Raw genomic sequence first — 16,766 nt, 5'->3', positions numbered from 1 at the left:
TATGACCCTTTTGTCCCGTTCCCTTGGCCTGTTGGCTCTGGGTTACGCTATGTTATTGCCCGCGCTGGCGGCTCCTGCCACTTCGTACCTGACCAGCGCCGATCAACAGTACCTGCTCAGTTCCGACTGGTCGTGGCAGCAGCCAGTTCAGGCTGGTCAGGCGGAGCTTCGTCTGAACACCGTTGAACGTTTTCAGTCAATGGAGGGTTTTGGTTATACCCTGACCGGCGGCAGCGCTATACACCTGATGCAACTTAGTGCTGAACGCCGGGCAGCCTTACTGCAGGAGTTATTTGGTGCCGAAGGCCTGGCGGTCAGTTATTTACGGCTCAGCCTGGGTGCTTCTGATTTAGACCCGAAACCTTTTAGCTACAACGATTTGCCGGCTGGCCAGACGGACCCAGAGCTGAAGCAGTTTTCAATTCGTGCGGATGAGCAGTACCTGCTGCCGCTGTTAAAACAAATTCTGGCGATTAACCCGACGATTAAATTGTTGGCCAGTCCCTGGTCGCCACCGGTCTGGATGAAGAGTAATCAGTCGACTGTGGGCGGCGAGCTGCTGGAGCAGTACTTTCCGGTGTACGCCAACTATTTTGTCAAGTATGTGCAGGCGATGGCGGCGCATGGGGTACGAATTGACGCGGTAACGGTGCAAAACGAACCACTGCATGATGGCAACAACCCAAGCTTGCTAATGCACGCCTGGGATCAGGCCAAGTTTGTCGGCCGCCATTTGGGTCCGGCATTTAAAGCGGCCGGACTGGACACCAAAATTATTATTTATGACCACAACACTGACCACGTGGAGTACGCCATTACGGTGCTGAACGACCCGGTGGCCAAGCCCTTTATTGATGGCTCAGCCTTTCATCTGTACGGCGGTGAGATTAGCAATCTGGCCGAGCTAAAAGCAGCGCATCCGGATAAACATATTTATTTTACCGAGCAGTGGGTTGGCGGAAAGTCGGAGTTTGCCGACAACCTGCTGTGGCACACTGAGCATCTGATCATCGGCGCTCCGGCCAATTGGGCCCGCAACGTGCTGGAATGGAACCTGGCGGCCGACAGCGAGTTTAAACCCTATACAGCAGGTGGCTGCAGTTTGTGTAAAGGCGCGCTGACCATTGACGGCGATAAGGTTAGCCGCAATGTGGCCTATTACATTATCGGCCAGGCCAGCAAAGTGGTGCCGCCGGGCTCGGTGCGGATAGGCTCCAGCCTGGCGCTGGCGGATATGCATCAGATTGCTTACCTGCGGCCTGATGGTCAGGTGGCGCTGCTGTTGCTTAACCGCAATGCAGACGCTCAGGCGCTGAACCTGACTCTGGACCAGCAACCTTTGCCATATGCAGTCCGTGTACCTGCGCACTCTGTACTGAGTTTGATTCTGCCGTCAGTTAAAACGCCGGCCGCGCACTGAACTTCCCCCGGCACTGGGTCTGCCACTTTGTCATGAAACGCAAAAGACAAGACCTGAGGCCCCTGGCATGGCACAATGGCGGCTGTTTTCTGATGAGTAGCCGCAATGCGATTTGATTTACATAGCCATACCACCTGTTCTGACGGTGTGCTAAGCCCGGCACAGCTGGTGGCCCGCGCCGCCGAAAAGGGCGTGGATGTGCTGGCTATTACTGACCACGACACTGTGGCCGGTCTGGCGGATGCGAACGCGGCTATTGCGTCGCAGCAACTGGCGTTGCAACTGGTGAATGGCGTGGAGATTTCCACCGCCTGGCAGGAGTTTGAAATTCATATTGTCGGGCTGAATATCAACCCGGACTGCCCGCAGTTTTTACAACGGCTGGCGTCACAACAGCAGCGCCGACTGGAACGCGCCGAAGAAATGGCGCGCCGGCTGGAGAAAAACAAAATTCCTGACGTATTGCCCAACGTGCTGCGTATTGCCGATGGTGCCGCGCTGACCCGCACGCATTTCGCCCGTTACCTGGTGGAGATAGGCAAAGCCCCCTCGATGAACGGTGTATTTAAAAAGTACCTGGGCCGTGGCAAAACAGGTTATGTGCCGAATAACTGGGTGGCGCTGGCCGAGGCTGTGCAGTGGATTTTAGACGCAGGTGGGGTGCCAGTACTGGCGCATCCGCTGAAATACAACCTGAATGGCCGCTACCTCACCCGGTTGACCGAAGCTTTTGCTGCCGCTGGGGGCCAGGCCATTGAAGTGGCGTCCGCGCAAATCACCCCGGTGCAAAAACGTCAGGTCTGGGATTTGGCGAAGAAGTTTGGTTTAACGGCGTCAGCTGGCTCTGATTTTCACCAGCCCACGCCCTGGAACGAGTTGGGGAAGCAGCTGTATTTTACCGATGATATTATCCCGGTGTGGCACAACTGGTCGCAGTTCCGGGCCGCGCAGGCTTGAGTTTCACCGCAAGCCTTGCTATTTCTATACAAAGTTTTGAGTAAAAAGAAGCACTTATGAGCCAGTTTTTCTATGTTCACCCAGAAAACCCGCAGCAGCGTCTGTTAAAGCAGGCGGTGCAGATTATTCAGCAGGGCGGCGTTATTGTGTACCCGACCGATTCGGGTTATGCACTGGGCTGCCATATTGGCGACAAAGATGCGCTGGAGCGTATTCTGCAAATCCGTCAGATGAACACCGAACACCATTTCACCCTGATGTGCCGCGATTTGTCGGAGCTGTCGGTGTACGCCAAAGTGGAAAACACCGCCTTCCGGCTGATTAAAAACCATACGCCAGGTCCTTTTACTTTTATTCTCAAAGGCACCAAAGAAGTGCCGCGGCGCCTGTTGAACGAAAAGAAAAAAACCGTGGGCCTGCGTATTCCGGACAATAAAATTGCGCTGGCGCTGCTGGCCGAATTGGGTGAGCCGCTAATGTCGAGCTCGCTGGTGTTGCCAGGCCAGGATTTTGCCGAAGCAGACCCGGACGATATGCGCCACCAACTGGAGCGTCAGGTCGATTTAATTATCCACGGCGGTGTCATAGCCGAAGCGCCCACCACAGTCATTGACCTGTCCGAGGATTTCCCTGTACTGGTGCGTCAGGGCCAGGGCGATGCTTCAGCTTTTGTCTGAACCTGAACAGCACTGATGAGCGAGCTGCAGGCCGAATTTGAATCCTTGACGGTACAGCATCAGCTGCCGCTGGCTTTTGTCCGCGGTGAGGCCGTGCTGGAAAAACCGGAGGACTTGTATATTCCGCCTCAGGCACTTGAAGTGCTGCTCGACAGTTTTGAAGGCCCGCTGGATTTTCTGCTTTATATCATTCGCAAACACAAGTTTGATATTGTCGACTTGCCGGTCAACGAAATCACCCTGCAGTACATGGAATACATCAACCTGATGCAGGAAATGAATTTTGAGTTGGCGGCCGAGTATTTACTGATGGCGGCGATGCTGGCCGAAATTAAATCCCGCTTGCTGTTGCCGCAGCATTCACTGGGCAGCGACGAAGAGGCAGACCCCAGAGCGGATTTAATCCGCCGCCTGCAGGAATACGAAGTGATCCGTCAGGCGGCGTCGGACATTGACCTGCTGCCACGGCTGGAGCGCGACCATTTTAGCGGGCAGGCGGAGCTTGCCGACAATTTTAGCCCTTTTGTGATCCTGCCCGAAGTGTCGATGCAGGAGTTGTTGTCTGCACTGACTGACATTGCCAAACGCGCCAAAGACTTCCAGCACCATCAGATTAAAAAAGAAGCGCTGTCGACCCGCGAGCGGATGAGCCGCATTCTGGAGTTGTTGCGTGGCCGCAGTGGTTACCTGAATTTTGAAGACTGTTTTGACCTTTCCGAAGGCCGCGCCGGGGTGGTGGTGACCTTTCTGGCGGTGCTGGAGCTGGTGAAAGAAAAACTGGTGCAGGTGATCCAGGTGGAAGTTTATGGTCAGATCCACGTCAAATTGGCATAATAGCCGCCTTTTTAGCTCAGGCAGGGAACAAGATGGCCAGACGCATTAATGAACAGCAGCTGCTGCAGTTACTGGAAGCCGCTATTTTTGCGTCGGAAAAACCCTTGTCGATTGCCGAATTGCAGGACTCGGTACTACAGGTTTTTGACCTGAGTAAAAAGCGGATTCAGACCGCGCTGGCAGCTTTGCAACAGGATTACGCCGGCCGGGGTATTCAGCTGACCGAAACGGCCAGTGGTTACCGTTTTCAGACCCGCGCCGATTTAAGCGATTATCTGGCGCTGCTGTGGCCTGAGCGCAGCCCAAGGTACTCCAGGGCTGTACTGGAAACTCTGGCGCTGATTGCCTACCGCCAGCCCATTACCCGTGGTGAAATTGAAGAAGTGCGTGGTGTGACAGTGTCGACCCAAATTATGCGGACTTTGCTCGATCGCAACTGGGTCAAAGTGGTGGGACACAAAGAAGTGCCGGGCCGGCCAGGTTTATATGCCACCACAGCGCAGTTTTTAGACTATTTTGGTTTAAAGGATTTAAGCCAGTTACCGGCCTTGACGGAGTTTTCCGACAAGCCCGATTTTTTTAACCCAGTCGTGATGACTGAAGAGAACACAACCAATGAGTGAAAAACTACAGAAAGTGCTGGCGCGTTCCGGTGTCGGATCCCGCCGTGAGATGGAAGAGTACATCAGTGCTGGACGTGTCACAGTAGATGGCAAAGTGGCCCATCTCGGCGACCGGGTCACGGCAACCCAACAGGTGCGGTTGGACGGCCATCCGGTAAAAATTGCCGCTGAGACCGAACAAATCTGCCGGGTCATTGCTTACCACAAGCCGGAAGGCGAAATTTGTTCCCGTACCGATCCTGAAGGGCGGCCGACGGTGTTTGAACGGTTGCCAAAAATTCAGGGCGCCCGCTGGATTGCGATAGGACGTCTGGATATCAATACCAGTGGTTTATTGCTGTTTACCACAGACGGTGAGCTGGCCAACCGCTTAATGCACCCGAAGTTTGAAGTGGAGCGTGAGTACGCGGTGCGGATTTTTGGTGACGTGACGGATGCGATGATCCAAAAACTGCGGATGGGCGTGGAGCTGGAAGACGGCAAAGCCAACTTCAAAAAAATCAAAGCCATGGGCGGTGAAGGTATTAACCGCTGGTACCATGTGGTGCTGACTGAAGGCCGTAACCGTGAAGTACGGCGGATGTGGGAGTCGCAGGGCGTGGTGGTCAGCCGCCTGATGCGTGTGCGTTATGGCGACCTGGTGCTGCCAAAGCATTTACCGGCCGGTGGTTACAGTGAATACCCGTTGGCAGAAGTGAATTACCTGCGCAAGTTGGTTCATCTGACTGCTGAAACCGAAAGTCTGGCCAAACCGGAAGACCGCGACGAGCGCCGTCGCCGTATGGCGTCCATTAAACGCGCGGTGCGTAAGCACCAGATCGCGGTGAAAAGCGGTGAAAAGCCAGCGAAGGAAGAAAAAGCGCCAAAAGCTAAACCGGCCGAGCAGCGCAGCCCTAAGCCAAAATCGAAGGGACCAGCGCCGAAAAAACGCACCCGGATCTAACGGACTGCCGCATAGAAAAAGCCAGAGCACTGCTCTGGCTTTTTTCATGCTTCAACAGTCTGTAGTTACATCAGCGGCATTTTTCTCGGCTCTTCATGCAGCCATTCGCGCCAGATGGCCACCAACAGTGCCATCAGCACAGGGCCAACAAAGAGGCCAACCATGCCCATGGTTTTCACGCCACCCACCAGACCAAAGAAGGTGGGCAGAAAGGGCAGTTTCACAGGGCCGCCGACCAGGGTGGGCCGGATGGTTTTATCGACAATAAACAGCTCAATGCTGCCCCAAAGAAATAAGCCGACCCCTGCGGTTATGTCACCGCTGCCCACCAGGTACAGCGAAATCAGAGTGAAAGACAGCGGAGCCCCACCTGGGATCAGTGCCATAAAGCCAGTCAGTACCCCAAAAGCGACAGGGGAAGGTACTCCGGCGATCCAATACGCGACCCCCAGCACCACGCCTTCGCCTATGGCAATCAGCGTCATGCCAATGACGGTGGCACTGACAGTGGCGGGCACCACACGGGAAAAACGGTTCCAGCGGTCTGGCAATATACGCTCACCAACAGTGTCCAGCTGTACGGCCAGTTTTTCGCCGTCTTTGTACAGAAAAAACAAGGTGATTAGCATAAAGAGTAAGGTCAGTAATAACCCGGCGGAATTTAAGCCAAAACTCAGCACCAGTTTGGATAAACCACCCAGTTGCTCACCACTGAATAAACTGACCACCTGACCGAGCTGGTGCGGTTCTGATAAATAATGCCGCCACTCTTCTGCCAACGAGGCTCCAACCATAGGTAAATCCTGCACCCACTGTGGCACAGGGGCTCCATGTTGGTTGGCATCGACCAGCCATTGCACCCAACCGCGAATTTCGTCAGCCGCATAAGAGAACACCAGGGACAAAGGCGCAATCAACCCCAGCAATATGGCACAAATGGCCAGACTGGCGGCCAGCGCTGTATTGTGGCGACAGAACCCAAGTAAACGGCGGTACAAAGGCCAACTGGCAAAGCAGATAATCAGCGCGGCCAGAACAGGCACCAGAAAACCGATAAAAAAGAACACGCCGGCGGCGAGAATAAGAACCAGCAGCACCTGGCTAATGGCGGTATTACTGATGATCTGCGGCATAAAACCCCTTGTTAGCTTGGCGACACCAGAGTAAAGCTTTCTAGGTTATTCTAAAAGCTTGAATTGCAATAAAAAACCAGAACTTTCGTCTAATAGGTGGATCTGGCGTTGTTTCTGTCTGTATTCAAGGGCTGCTGTTCAGTCCGATCATGCTGGAAATTAAATTCAGTTTCTGTTCATAGACTTAAAGTGCAACCCCACTGGTCGGAGCTCATAAGAGCGGTAAAAGCAGTCTAACTTTTTGTCTGTGACTGAGTCGGAGGTTGTGTGATGAATGTACTTGAGCTGAAGCTGGGCATGATTTGCCAGACCAAAAAAGGGGTCGGAGTGGTGAGTTGGATTGACGCACAGGACAGAGCTGTGTATTTATCCGATCTGGACGACAAGGAACGTCACATGGCCGTCTCTTTTGATGAATTGCTGGACGAACCTCAGCTGCATCAAAAGGGAGATATCTACTACTGAACGGATCATTCTCCAAGTTTCATGAACTTTTAGCCGCATGATGCGGCTTTTTTTTGGCTGTCTCTTGGTACACTGAGGATCAGACCTGACAAAAGAAGAGAGACTGTGATGAAATTGCATGCCTGTATCGGTGTAGAACTGTCGGACGACGACGCGGATCTGGACGAAGTAGCGCGGGACTGCGGCCATACCCTGAGCCATGTCCAGCTGAGCGACTGGCATTTGCTGCGGGCGCTGCACTGGCATGGTGAGCCTTGCCTGGAGTTTTTATTGGAAGTCAGTGAAGGAACTGACAGTTTCAGTCTGCTGACGGAGTTAAACCTGAGTATTTCCCATCCTGCTGTTGCTGCAGCCCGGGTACTGCAGGTGCAGCCGTCAGCTTTTTAAATCAATCCGCTGATGAATATTGTGCCACTCATCCGGAAATTTGCCCTGCAGCACATAAGAAAAGGCGATGAGCTCGGCAATAATGACAAACAACTCTTTGGGAATGGAATCACCAAGTTCAATGCGCTGCAGTACTTTCACCAGTTCTTCATCTTCATGCACCAAAACCCCATGTTCTTTGGCGGCCTGCAGTATGTCGGCGGCCAGCTCGCCATGGCCTTTGGCCACGATTTGCGGCGCATGTTCGCCGTCATAAGCCAGCGCAACGGCTGACTGGGCTTTGTCATTTTTTTCTGTCATCTCAGACCCGTATCGCAAGTAAGCTGGTGGTTTTGGGCATCAGGCTGTCCGGAATTTTACCCAACTGACAGCGGGTTTCGCCCAGCTGCAGGCCCTGAGCTTTCAGCCGGTCCCGTAGCAGAGGCAAAAACTTTTCCGCCAGCAACAAGGCGGTATTGTTGTCGGTGTAGAGCTGCAAACTCAGGTTGGGGCCCGCTAACTGACTGATCACCAGCAGATTGCCAAGAATTTTTAAGTCAAACTTCATGGTCAGCTGCCAGCCGGAGCCGCCGGCCTGACGTTGTTCAGGGTCAGGCTCCCGCTCGGTAATCACAATCTGGCACAGATCACTTTGATGCTGACCATTAAGCGGCAGGGCGAAATAGAGTTGCTGCAGCGGCTCTTTCGCTTGTTGCTCCACTGTGGCCAGTTGAGCCTGTTGCACCGACGCACTGTGCGAGGACAGTTTCTTCAGTAAGTCCAGGCTTTGTTGGCTGTCCAGTTGCTGTACCAGCTCTTTCAGTTTGCCTTCTTTGACCGGTGTTTTTTCCTGGGAGCCTGAATTGACCCGTCCGAGTAATAATTGCAGCGCCAGGGCCAGGCCAGACGCCGCGTTAGTGGGCGCAGTGCCGGGCAATACCATGGCAGGACTGAACTGCAGTAAGGCCTGTAATTGTTCGGGTAGTTCTTTGGCAAGCTGTGGTTTTAGTGGGTCAGGTTGCCATTGACGGACTTGTTGCAGCAACTCTCGGACCACAGGCGGTAAATCCGGGCTGTCGGGCAGTTCTTGCCATTGTTCTGGCAGCAGTGGCAGCAACTGACGCCATGCCTGGTTCACCGTTGAGGCTTCAAGCTTCAGCGGCACGGGCGCTGCCTGGACTGCACCGTGCTGATTGATGGCTGGCAGCTGCGATGGCACTGCCTGTGATTGAGGCCTTTCTGGCTGCAGTACTTTGCCTGGAACTAAGGCTTCTGCGTGCTGGGGTTGATTTTTGGTTGTACCTGCAAAGGGCTCTGCTGCTGTGATTGCCTGTGCCGCTAGTGGAGCAGCACGGGCGTTGGATGGATGCTGAGCCATTGTCTGTTCGGTAGGCGCAGGTTGCAGTTGCACAGATTTTCCGGGCGATTCGATGATGACCGTCTGCTGTTGCAGTGGTGCCTTTAATTGCAACTGACCTGTTGAACTTAGCTGCAGCTGATAAGCCGGTGCGGCCAGTTGTTGTTTTAGCGCAATGGGTAATGCCAGCTGCTGCAGTTGTAACAAAGGGACTGCTGTGTGGCCCAGTTGCTGGTTGAGCTTGTGGCTGAGTGCCGGTAACAACTGGGCCTGTACAGCCGGCGATGGAGTGAGTCGCACTGCTTTAGTGGCCAGTTGACTGAGGCTGGTCTGTATTTCTTCCGTTTGACTGGCGAGCCATTTTGCCTCTGGCTGCACCTGCAATTTCAGCTCCCCCTGGCTGAACTCCAATCTGGCATTGAGCCACTGAGAGGCAGCTTGCTGCGCAAACAGGGCCTGCAAAGGTTGCAATACCGCAGGCAGCGGCAGACGCACAGGCGTGTGTTGTGCTGGCAATTTGAGCAGCAGCGCCATGTCGTGTGACCTGAACTGAACCTGCAGGCTGACCGCTGTTTGCGGCAATTGCTGACTGAGGCTGCTGACCAGTTGGTACCACTGCGCCTGATTCAGCTGAATGGCTTGTGGGCTGGCAAACTGCTGGCTGAGCTGCAGTTGCAGCTGACCGGCCGGGGTCGGGTTGAACTGCACTGTGACCTGACCCTGCAGTTGTGGCAGCTTTAATGCGCTTGAGCTGAGTGTTAAGGGGCCGCTTGGGCTCTGTACTGTCAGACTGCCCTGGGATTTTCCGACACTCAATAGCGCCTGATAACTTTGTTCCTGCACCAGTGTCACCAGCGTTTGCGCTGATCTGGCCTGGGGCTGGAAAAGGCTATCAAGGTTGATTTGATTCATAGTTTTGTCCTGTGTCGGCGCTGTTCAGGCGCGCAGCGCATTCGTATTCTATTACCAATATGCTAAGATGCCGCCACTTTTTTCCGGAGCCTGCGTTTTGTCGATTCTGTTAAGCGCCGAACAACTAAGCTGTGTCCGTCAGGACAGAGTGTTATTTGACCAGCTGAGCTTTGACCTGCCAGAAGGACAGGTGTTGCATATTCAGGGCAAAAACGGCGCTGGCAAAAGCTCTTTGTTACGCATTATCGCCGGGTTGGCTGATGCGGAAGCCGGTCAGGTCCGCTTTCGAGGTCAGGTGATCACCGCATCGGCGGCCGAATTTTCCGCGCATCTGCTTTTTATCGGCCATCAGGCTGGCATCCACAGTCAACTCAATGCGCTGCAAAACCTGGAATTCTGGGCCGCCCTGTTAGGCTGCCGCCACTACGATCCTTATCAGTTGTTGGGCCAACTGGGGCTGGCTGGTCTGGAAGACATTCCCTGTTATATGCTCAGTGCCGGCCAGCAGCGCCGGGTCTCGTTGGCACGCTTATGGCTGACAGAGCGGCCGCTGTGGATTTTGGATGAACCTTTTACTTCGTTGGATAAACAGCTGATCGCCCGGCTGGAGCAACAGATCCAGCGGCATTGTGCCCGTGGCGGCGCCGTGGTGCTGACCAGTCATCAAGCGTTATCATCCGATTATCAGGCACTTGCCCAACTGGAGTTGCAGTACAGATGGTAAGCCAGGTGTTAGTGCGCCGGGAGCTGGCGCTGTTGGTGCGGCAAAAAGCGGATTGGCTGAATCCGCTGGTATTTTTTCTGCTGGTACTGAGTTTATTTCCGCTTGGCATTGGACCAGAGCCTAATATGCTGCGCCAAATCGCTCCCGGCGTGGTTTGGATAGCGGCTTTGTTGTCGGTGTTGCTGTCGGCCGAACGTTTATTTAAAGAGGATCACCGCTTTGGGGTGATTGAGCAACTGGTGGCTATTCAGACCGGCCTTGGCCGTTATGTGCTGGCCAAAATCGCCTGCCACTGGCTGTCGACCGGCGTGCCGCTGCTGCTGGTATCACCTTTGATTGCGCTGTTATTGGGGTTGGATACCGCCAGTTATCAGGCCTTGGTGCTGACCCTGTTGCTGGGCACGCCGGTACTGAGTTTATTGAGTGTGCTGGGGGCCGCACTGACCACAGCGGCCGATAAAGGCGGTTTGCTGCAGGCGCTGATTATTTTACCTTTGTATATACCACTGCTGATTTTTGCCAGCAGTGCGATGGATGCTGCTGCAACAGGCCTGGATTACAGTGGTCAGTTGGCTGTGTTGCTGGCGTTTTTATTGTTGAGTCTGGCGCTGGTGCCTCTGGCCGTGCGACAGGCATTAAAAATGAATGTGGGGTGATATGTTCCGCTGGCTGGATCCTTATGCAAAACCTGAAACCTTGTATCACTTCTGTGGCCGTTTGTTGCCCTGGCTGATGGTGAGTGCTGTGTTTACCCTGTTACTGGGAAGCGTCTGGGGCCTGGCCTTTACGCCGGCCGATTATCAGCAAGGTGATTCCTACCGCATTATCCATATTCATGTACCGGCCGCTATCTGGTCTATGGGCGCTTACAGCAGCATGGCGGTTGCCGCTTTTGTCGGTTTGGTCTGGCAAATTCGGGTAGCGCAGTGGTCTGTGCTGGCCATTGCACCTATAGGCGCTGTCTACACCGCCATTGCGCTTGTCACAGGTGCCGCCTGGGGCAAACCTATGTGGGGCACCTGGTGGGTCTGGGATGCACGTTTAACGTCAGAGCTGGTGCTGTTGTTTTTGTATTTAGGGGTGCTGGCACTGGCCGGTGCGTTTTCGGATCAGCAGCGTGGCATTAAAGTGGCGTCCTTGCTGGCCATTGTCGGGGTAGTGAATTTACCCATCATTCATTATTCAGTGGAGTGGTGGAATACCCTGCATCAGGGCGCCACTATTACCAAATTTGCCAAGCCTTCCATTGATGCTTCTATGCTCTGGCCACTGCTTATTAGCTTGCTGGGCTTTGCTTTATTACTGGGGGCTTTAACCTGCCTGCGTCTGCGCAGCCAGATCTTAAAATTCGAACAACACAGACCCTGGGTCCGACAGCTGGTGGAGAGCAACTGATGGCATTTTCTTCCTGGGCAGACTTCTGGGCTATGGGCGGTTATGGCGTTTTTGTCTGGCTGTCCTTTGGTGTCACTTACGCTTTATTGCTCGGTCTTGGCTGGTTCAGCCAACGTGAGCATAACCAATTAAAACGACAAATCCGCGCCAAAGCAGCGCGGGAGCAACGGGTGCGGCAACATCAGGAGACTCATAACGAATGAATCCACGTCGTAAACAACGCTTATTGGCGGTCACTGCCGTGATTGTGCTGGTGGGGGGCGCTGTAGGCGCCATGCTCTATGCGCTGCAACAAAACATTGATTTGTTTTATACCCCAAGCCAGCTGGTGGAGGGGATAGGCAAAAACAAAACCAAACCGGAACTAGGCCAACGACTGCGGATTGGCGGTATGGTGGTGAAAGGATCTGTCAAACGTGATCCGAATTCATTGAAAGTGCGGTTTGATTTAGTCGATACAGGTCCACTGGTGACTGTGGAGTACGAGGGCATTCTGCCGGACCTGTTCCGCGAAGGGCAGGGCATAGTGGCGACCGGTGTTTTACTGGATGCCCGTACTATCAAAGCCTCGGAAGTGCTCGCCAAACACGACGAGGAGTACATGCCGCCTGAAGTGGCCGAAGCGATGAAAGGCATAAAACATGTGCCGCCATCCCAACAGGACAAGGGCCAGACCCCATGATTGCAGAGTATGGTCAGCTGGCGCTGACAGTGGCGCTGGTGTTGTCACTGGCTTTGGCTGTGGTGCCACTGTATGGCAGTCTGAAACAACAAAGCGGAGCCTTGCAGCTGGGGCATCCGCTGGCCTATGCGCTGTTTTTATTGACGGCTTTTTCCTTCTGGGCTTTGTCTTATTCCTTTTACCAGGATGACTTTACCATTGCGTATGTGGCGGCCAATTCCAACAGCCTGCTGCCCTGGTACTACAAGCTGACTGCGGTTTGGGGCGGCCACGAAGGTTCGATGCTGTTGTGGGTGCTGATCCTGTCTGGCTGGATAGCGGCGGTGGCGTTGTTTTCACGCAGTTTACCGCTAGTGCTGCAGGGCCGAATTCTGGGTGTGATGGGCTGGATAGCGCTGGGGTTTTATGCCTTTGTGTTATTGATGTCCAACCCCTTTGCCAGCACCTTGCCCTATTACCCTGCCGATGGCCGCGACCTGAACCCGCTGCTGCAGGATTTTGGCATGATCATTCACCCGCCTATGCTGTATATGGGCTATGTGGGTTTTGCGGTGTCTTTTGCTTTTGCGATATCGGCGCTGATTGGCGGCCGTTTTGACAGCACCTGGGCGCGTTGGGCCCGGCCCTGGACTCTGGCGGCCTGGATGTTTCTGACCCTTGGCATTATGCTCGGCAGCTGGTGGGCATACAACGAACTGGGCTGGGGCGGCTGGTGGTTCTGGGACCCGGTAGAAAATGCCTCCTTTATGCCATGGCTGGTCGGTACTGCGCTTATTCACTCACTGGCGGTGACTGAAAAACGTGGCACCTTTAAATCCTGGACTGTGCTGCTGGCGATTGCTGCGTTCTCCTTAAGCTTATTAGGCGCTTTTTTAGTGCGCTCCGGTGTGCTGGTGTCGGTGCATTCCTTTGCGTCTGATCCAAGCCGGGGTTTGTACCTGCTGGCGTTTTTATTGGTGATTGTCGGTGGCTCCTTATTGCTGTATGGCTTGCGGATGCAGTCGGTGCGCAGCCAGGCCCGCTACGAGCTGTTTTCCCGCGAAGTGATGCTGTGGGGCAACAACGTATTTTTGCTGACCGCTATGGTGGTGGTGTTTCTCGGCACCCTGTTCCCACTGGTGCACAAAGAGCTGGGGCTGGGTTCCATCTCCATTGGCGAGCCGTTTTTTAATCAGCTGTTTTATTACCTGGTGATCCCCTTTGCCTTGCTGCTGGGGTTGGGCCCCTGGGTGCGCTGGAAACAGCAGCAGGCCGCAACCTTAATCAAGCCTTTAAGCCTGGTGCTGATTGCCGCGCTGGTGCTGGCCTTGGGCACTATGGCGGCCTTGCAGTCGGTTCAGGCCAATCTGGCCTTAATGGGCCTGTTGTTGGGTGCCTGGGTGGGGGCGTCCGCGCTGTTTGAACTGCTTAAACGCCTGCAACAGTTTGGCTCTGTCGGCGTTGGTCTTGGCAAATTAAGCGCCAGCCACTATGGCATGACGCTGGCTCATATTGGTTTTGCGGTGCTGGTGGTTGGGGTGGCGATGACCAAAACCTACAGCGAAGATATTCAGGTGCGGATGCAGCCGGGTCAAACCGCAGAACTGGCCGGTTATCAGTTCCGGCTGGTTGAAGTGTACAAGCTTAACGGGCCGAATTACGGTGGCGAAGCGGCTGAAATTGATGTGTCTTATCAGGGCAATTACGTCACGCATCTGCATGCGGAAAAACGTTTTTATCCGGTGCAGCGCACTGTAATGACAGAAGCAGCGGTGGATGCCCGTTTAAGCCGCGACCTCTATGTGGCTCTGGGTGAATCACTGGGCGATAACGCCTGGGCGCTTAGCCTCTATGTGAAGCCCTTTGTGCGCTGGATTTGGCTGGGTGGTTTATTAATGGCGCTGGGTGGATTGATTGCCTTACTGGACCGCCGTTACCGCCGTCCAGTGAAAGAGAAGGAGCTTGCTGATGCGTAAACTGGCGTTTTTCCTGCCGTTGGCCTTGTTTCTCGGCCTGGCAGTGTTTTTATTCAGCGGGCTGTTCTCCAACCCGATGGAGCGCGAGTCGTCGGTACTGAATAAACCCTTACCTGCGTTCAGCCTGCCAGATTTAAACGACCCGGACAAACGCTGGACCGTCGACGATTTACGTGGCAAGCCGTTGCTGCTGAATGTCTGGGGTGTCTGGTGCCCAACCTGCAATGCCGAACTGGCGTATCTGACCGAACTGCGCCGGCAGGGCGTCACTATTGTCGGGCTCTATTACGAGCAGCCGGCCGACGCCGCTTTTGGTGAGGTATTTGACCTGGCCCGCCTGCAGCAGGAGGTAGCGATAAAGTTGAGCCAGAATGGCGACCCTTACCAGTGGAATATTCTGGATAAAGACCGCTCGCTGATTTTTGATTTGGGGGTGACAGGCGCGCCGGAAACCTTTTTGATCGATAAAAACGGCGTGGTGCGTTACCACCATATCGGCGATATCAACCCGCAACTCTGGCAGCAAAAGCTGGCGTCAGAGTGGCAGGCACTACAGGAGTAACGCATGAACAAGTGGATGACTGCCCTGATGTTGCTGCCTGCACTGCTGCAGGCGCCGTCGTTGCTGGCTGCCAACCCGGCAGATACGCCTCAGGCGTTAACCGAATTTGATTCCGCCGCGCAGCAGGCTCTGTTTAAAGAGCTGACGCATGAGCTGCGTTGCCCAAAATGCCAGAACCAGAATATTGCTGACTCCCATGCCGTGGTGGCGGTGGATATGCGCAATAAAACGCTGGAGCTGCTCAAACAAGGCAAAAGCAAAGAAGACGTGCTGACCTATATGAAAAGCCGCTACGGTGATTTTGTGCATTACCAGCCGCCGGTGAATCGCAGCACCTTGGTGTTGTGGGCGGTGCCGGTGGTGGTGTTGCTGGTGTTGTTGTTGTCGGTGTTCTGGCGACGTCGCGGCCGGACTAACGACAGTGCAGCGCAAACGCCGGATGCGGCGGAACAGCAGCTGGATCAGCTGATTGCGCAGTACAGGAGAAAACCATGATTTGGAGTTCGATGTTACTGGCATTTGCCGGTATGGTCCTGCTGATCCTGGCATTTTTACTGCTGGCCCGCCGCAGGCAGGACAGAGTGCAAAACCCATTGCTGGTATTTGAACAGAAACTGCAGTTGCTGGCGCAGGCGCGCAGTCAGGGCGAGCTGGCTGAACCTGATTTCGAGCAGGCTGCCGCCGATTTAAAAGCGGAATACCTGGAGCGTGAGCAGTTGCAGGCGGTGCAGCACAAAACCAATCAGGGGTGGTTATGGGGCACACTGCTGCTGGTGATTGTCGGTTCAGCAGGGTTGTACAGCCTGACCGGCCATTACAGCCAACTGCAGCAATGGCAGCAGGCCAAAGACAATTTGCCGTCTTATGGTGAACGTGCGCTGCTAAATAAAGGCGAGCCGCTGACCGAGCAGGAAGTGCAGCTGTTTTCGTTAGCACTGCGCAGCAAAATAGCGGCTGAAGGCGACGATGCGGTGGCCTGGTTTGTGATTGGCCGTATTGCCTTGTCTAAAGGCATGGCCGCCGATGCTGTGGATGCGTTTGAAAAAGCGTTGCAACTGACCCCCAACCGGGTCAACCTGCTGGTCAGCTACAGTCAGGCCCTGCTGGTGCAAGGTGATGAAGACAGTCTGGGGAAAGCGGGCCGGGCTTTAGCCAGGGTGCTGCAACAGGAACCCGGCAATACAGATGCGCTGTCCATGTTAGGCATGGTGGCTGAGGAGCGGGGCGATATGCAGCAGGCGCAGCAGGCCTGGGCACTGTTGTTACCGAAGCTGGAAAAAGAGGACCCGCGTTACGCCTTGATCGAACAAAAGCTGGGGCAACATCAGGCTGGCCTGACGGGCCCTGTGATTGAACTGCAATTGCATATTCCAGAGTTGTTGTATCAGGCTTACCAGAATGCAACTTTGTTTGTGTTTGCCAAAGCGGTGGAAGGGCCGCCTTTGCCACTGGCGGTCAAACGTTTACCCGCCTTTAAAGGCGCCCAGAACATTCGTCTGACCGATGCCGATGCCATGCAGCAGGGCTGGGCGTTAAGCAATGCCAAAACGGTGCAGATCACGGCGCGTCTGTCCTTGTCCGGCCAGGTACTGAACGATGAAAAAGGCCCTGAAGTGCGGAGTGACGTGTTGGACTTGGCCAATTCGCCGCTGCAGCTGAGCCTGACTCTGCAGCCCTGATGGATGTGGGGGTTGGTTGATTTTTAAGCAAACAACCCCTGTTATCCCAAAGCCAGCCCCCTGTGGCTGGTTTTTACTTTTC

20 protein-coding genes are annotated in these 16,766 nt (G+C 54.5%); 17 read left to right on the top strand and 3 right to left on the bottom strand.

Annotated features, from left to right (window positions below):
* Nucleotide 1 precedes the first annotated feature (1 nt).
* From WKJ03_RS01415 to rluB, 6 genes are all read left to right on the top strand, one after another.
* A complete protein-coding gene (locus tag WKJ03_RS01415; RefSeq protein ID WP_337840370.1) occupies nt 2-1,420 on the top strand; it encodes a glycoside hydrolase family 30 beta sandwich domain-containing protein in 1,419 nt (472 codons plus the stop codon).
* A 105-nt stretch (nt 1,421-1,525) separates the two neighbouring features.
* The gene (locus WKJ03_RS01410) at nt 1,526-2,377 is read left to right on the top strand and encodes a PHP domain-containing protein (protein ID WP_337840369.1); all 852 of its coding nucleotides are present in this window, start codon (nt 1,526-1,528) and stop codon (nt 2,375-2,377) included.
* A gap of 56 nt (nt 2,378-2,433) precedes the next feature.
* The gene (locus tag WKJ03_RS01405) at nt 2,434-3,054 is read left to right on the top strand and encodes an L-threonylcarbamoyladenylate synthase (protein ID WP_337840368.1); all 621 of its coding nucleotides are present in this window, start codon (nt 2,434-2,436) and stop codon (nt 3,052-3,054) included.
* 15 nt (nt 3,055-3,069) lie between these two features.
* A complete protein-coding gene (locus tag WKJ03_RS01400; protein ID WP_337840367.1) occupies nt 3,070-3,888 on the top strand; it encodes a ScpA family protein in 819 nt (272 codons plus the stop codon).
* Between the two features lie 32 nt (nt 3,889-3,920).
* Nucleotides 3,921-4,511: an SMC-Scp complex subunit ScpB gene (gene scpB, locus WKJ03_RS01395; protein ID WP_337840366.1), complete on the top strand. Its 591-nt coding sequence runs from the start codon at nt 3,921-3,923 to the stop codon at nt 4,509-4,511.
* Entirely contained in the window at nt 4,504-5,454 is a 951-nt protein-coding gene (rluB, locus tag WKJ03_RS01390) for a 23S rRNA pseudouridine(2605) synthase RluB (protein ID WP_337840365.1), read from the top strand. Before scpB ends, rluB begins: the two co-directional genes overlap by 8 nt.
* A 65-nt stretch (nt 5,455-5,519) precedes the next feature.
* On the opposite strand, the gene WKJ03_RS01385 is transcribed toward rluB, so the two are convergent.
* On the bottom strand, nt 5,520-6,587 hold the full coding sequence (locus tag WKJ03_RS01385; RefSeq protein WP_337840364.1) for an AI-2E family transporter: 1,068 nt from the start codon (nt 6,585-6,587) through the stop codon (nt 5,520-5,522).
* Nucleotides 6,588-6,854: 267 nt separating this feature from the next.
* Between WKJ03_RS01385 and WKJ03_RS01380 the strand changes: the two genes are divergently transcribed.
* Nucleotides 6,855-7,052 (top strand): hypothetical protein, encoded by a 198-nt coding sequence (locus WKJ03_RS01380; RefSeq protein WP_337840363.1) that lies wholly within the window; start codon nt 6,855-6,857, stop codon nt 7,050-7,052.
* 108 nt (nt 7,053-7,160) lie between these two features.
* Nucleotides 7,161-7,439 carry a hypothetical protein gene (locus WKJ03_RS01375; protein WP_337840362.1) on the top strand — a complete coding sequence of 93 codons (279 nt, stop codon included), beginning with the start codon at nt 7,161-7,163 and terminating at the stop codon, nt 7,437-7,439.
* On the opposite strand, the gene WKJ03_RS01370 is transcribed toward WKJ03_RS01375, so the two are convergent.
* Both WKJ03_RS01370 and WKJ03_RS01365 read right to left on the bottom strand, forming a co-directional pair.
* Nucleotides 7,428-7,739, bottom strand: coding sequence for an EscU/YscU/HrcU family type III secretion system export apparatus switch protein (locus WKJ03_RS01370; protein ID WP_337840361.1), 312 nt, complete (start codon nt 7,737-7,739; stop codon nt 7,428-7,430). The two genes, WKJ03_RS01375 and WKJ03_RS01370, sit on opposite strands and share 12 nt — an antisense overlap.
* Before the next feature lies 1 nt (nt 7,740).
* Entirely contained in the window at nt 7,741-9,687 is a 1,947-nt protein-coding gene (locus WKJ03_RS01365) for a flagellar hook-length control protein FliK (RefSeq protein ID WP_337840360.1), read from the bottom strand.
* Nucleotides 9,688-9,784: 97 nt separating this feature from the next.
* Here WKJ03_RS01365 and ccmA point away from each other — a divergent pair, with 97 nt between their 5' ends.
* From ccmA to ccmI, 9 genes are read left to right on the top strand one after another with little or no spacing between them, the layout of a single operon-like run.
* Nucleotides 9,785-10,411, top strand: coding sequence for a cytochrome c biogenesis heme-transporting ATPase CcmA (gene ccmA / locus WKJ03_RS01360; protein ID WP_337840359.1), 627 nt, complete (start codon nt 9,785-9,787; stop codon nt 10,409-10,411).
* Nucleotides 10,405-11,067 carry a heme exporter protein CcmB gene (gene ccmB, locus WKJ03_RS01355; protein ID WP_337840358.1) on the top strand — a complete coding sequence of 221 codons (663 nt, stop codon included), beginning with the start codon at nt 10,405-10,407 and terminating at the stop codon, nt 11,065-11,067. The genes ccmA and ccmB overlap by 7 nt, the downstream gene beginning before the upstream one ends.
* Before the next feature lies 1 nt (nt 11,068).
* On the top strand, nt 11,069-11,806 hold the full coding sequence (locus WKJ03_RS01350) for a heme ABC transporter permease (protein ID WP_337840357.1): 738 nt from the start codon (nt 11,069-11,071) through the stop codon (nt 11,804-11,806).
* Entirely contained in the window at nt 11,806-12,009 is a 204-nt protein-coding gene (gene ccmD, locus WKJ03_RS01345) for a heme exporter protein CcmD (RefSeq protein ID WP_337840356.1), read from the top strand. Before WKJ03_RS01350 ends, ccmD begins: the two co-directional genes overlap by 1 nt.
* Nucleotides 12,006-12,488: a cytochrome c maturation protein CcmE gene (gene ccmE / locus WKJ03_RS01340; protein WP_337840355.1), complete on the top strand. Its 483-nt coding sequence runs from the start codon at nt 12,006-12,008 to the stop codon at nt 12,486-12,488. Before ccmD ends, ccmE begins: the two co-directional genes overlap by 4 nt.
* The gene (locus WKJ03_RS01335) at nt 12,485-14,443 is read left to right on the top strand and encodes a heme lyase CcmF/NrfE family subunit (protein WP_337840354.1); all 1,959 of its coding nucleotides are present in this window, start codon (nt 12,485-12,487) and stop codon (nt 14,441-14,443) included. Before ccmE ends, WKJ03_RS01335 begins: the two co-directional genes overlap by 4 nt.
* Nucleotides 14,436-15,005: a DsbE family thiol:disulfide interchange protein gene (locus WKJ03_RS01330; protein ID WP_337840353.1), complete on the top strand. Its 570-nt coding sequence runs from the start codon at nt 14,436-14,438 to the stop codon at nt 15,003-15,005. The genes WKJ03_RS01335 and WKJ03_RS01330 overlap by 8 nt, the downstream gene beginning before the upstream one ends.
* A gap of 3 nt (nt 15,006-15,008) precedes the next feature.
* On the top strand, nt 15,009-15,500 hold the full coding sequence (locus WKJ03_RS01325) for a cytochrome c-type biogenesis protein (protein WP_337840352.1): 492 nt from the start codon (nt 15,009-15,011) through the stop codon (nt 15,498-15,500).
* Nucleotides 15,497-16,684 carry a c-type cytochrome biogenesis protein CcmI gene (gene ccmI / locus WKJ03_RS01320; RefSeq protein ID WP_337840351.1) on the top strand — a complete coding sequence of 396 codons (1,188 nt, stop codon included), beginning with the start codon at nt 15,497-15,499 and terminating at the stop codon, nt 16,682-16,684. Before WKJ03_RS01325 ends, ccmI begins: the two co-directional genes overlap by 4 nt.
* The last annotated feature ends 82 nt before the right edge of the window (nt 16,685-16,766 follow it).

The organism is Rheinheimera sp., assembly GCF_037442525.1.
Classification (GTDB): domain Bacteria; phylum Pseudomonadota; class Gammaproteobacteria; order Enterobacterales; family Alteromonadaceae; genus Pararheinheimera.
The sequence above is the reverse complement of the archived record's forward strand: the minus strand, read 5'-3'. Positions and strand labels throughout refer to the sequence as shown.

Excerpts from the sequence above, each read along its gene's own strand:
- WKJ03_RS01365 (WP_337840360.1), bottom strand. The coding sequence starts at position 9,687 with ATGAATCAAATCAACCTTGATAGCCTTTTCCAGCCCCAGGCCAGATCA.
- WKJ03_RS01350 (WP_337840357.1), top strand. The coding sequence starts at position 11,069 with ATGTTCCGCTGGCTGGATCCTTATGCAAAACCTGAAACCTTGTATCAC.
- ccmE (WP_337840355.1), top strand. The coding sequence starts at position 12,006 with ATGAATCCACGTCGTAAACAACGCTTATTGGCGGTCACTGCCGTGATT.
- WKJ03_RS01415 (WP_337840370.1), top strand. The coding sequence starts at position 2 with ATGACCCTTTTGTCCCGTTCCCTTGGCCTGTTGGCTCTGGGTTACGCT.
- rluB (WP_337840365.1), top strand. The coding sequence starts at position 4,504 with ATGAGTGAAAAACTACAGAAAGTGCTGGCGCGTTCCGGTGTCGGATCC.
- WKJ03_RS01400 (WP_337840367.1), top strand. The coding sequence starts at position 3,070 with ATGAGCGAGCTGCAGGCCGAATTTGAATCCTTGACGGTACAGCATCAG.
- WKJ03_RS01385 (WP_337840364.1), bottom strand. The coding sequence starts at position 6,587 with ATGCCGCAGATCATCAGTAATACCGCCATTAGCCAGGTGCTGCTGGTT.
- WKJ03_RS01410 (WP_337840369.1), top strand. The coding sequence starts at position 1,526 with ATGCGATTTGATTTACATAGCCATACCACCTGTTCTGACGGTGTGCTA.
- WKJ03_RS01375 (WP_337840362.1), top strand. The coding sequence starts at position 7,161 with ATGAAATTGCATGCCTGTATCGGTGTAGAACTGTCGGACGACGACGCG.
- scpB (WP_337840366.1), top strand. The coding sequence starts at position 3,921 with ATGGCCAGACGCATTAATGAACAGCAGCTGCTGCAGTTACTGGAAGCC.
- ccmI (WP_337840351.1), top strand. The coding sequence starts at position 15,497 with ATGATTTGGAGTTCGATGTTACTGGCATTTGCCGGTATGGTCCTGCTG.
- WKJ03_RS01325 (WP_337840352.1), top strand. The coding sequence starts at position 15,009 with ATGAACAAGTGGATGACTGCCCTGATGTTGCTGCCTGCACTGCTGCAG.
- WKJ03_RS01405 (WP_337840368.1), top strand. The coding sequence starts at position 2,434 with ATGAGCCAGTTTTTCTATGTTCACCCAGAAAACCCGCAGCAGCGTCTG.
- WKJ03_RS01330 (WP_337840353.1), top strand. The coding sequence starts at position 14,436 with ATGCGTAAACTGGCGTTTTTCCTGCCGTTGGCCTTGTTTCTCGGCCTG.
- WKJ03_RS01370 (WP_337840361.1), bottom strand. The coding sequence starts at position 7,739 with ATGACAGAAAAAAATGACAAAGCCCAGTCAGCCGTTGCGCTGGCTTAT.
- ccmB (WP_337840358.1), top strand. The coding sequence starts at position 10,405 with ATGGTAAGCCAGGTGTTAGTGCGCCGGGAGCTGGCGCTGTTGGTGCGG.
- ccmD (WP_337840356.1), top strand. The coding sequence starts at position 11,806 with ATGGCATTTTCTTCCTGGGCAGACTTCTGGGCTATGGGCGGTTATGGC.
- WKJ03_RS01335 (WP_337840354.1), top strand. The coding sequence starts at position 12,485 with ATGATTGCAGAGTATGGTCAGCTGGCGCTGACAGTGGCGCTGGTGTTG.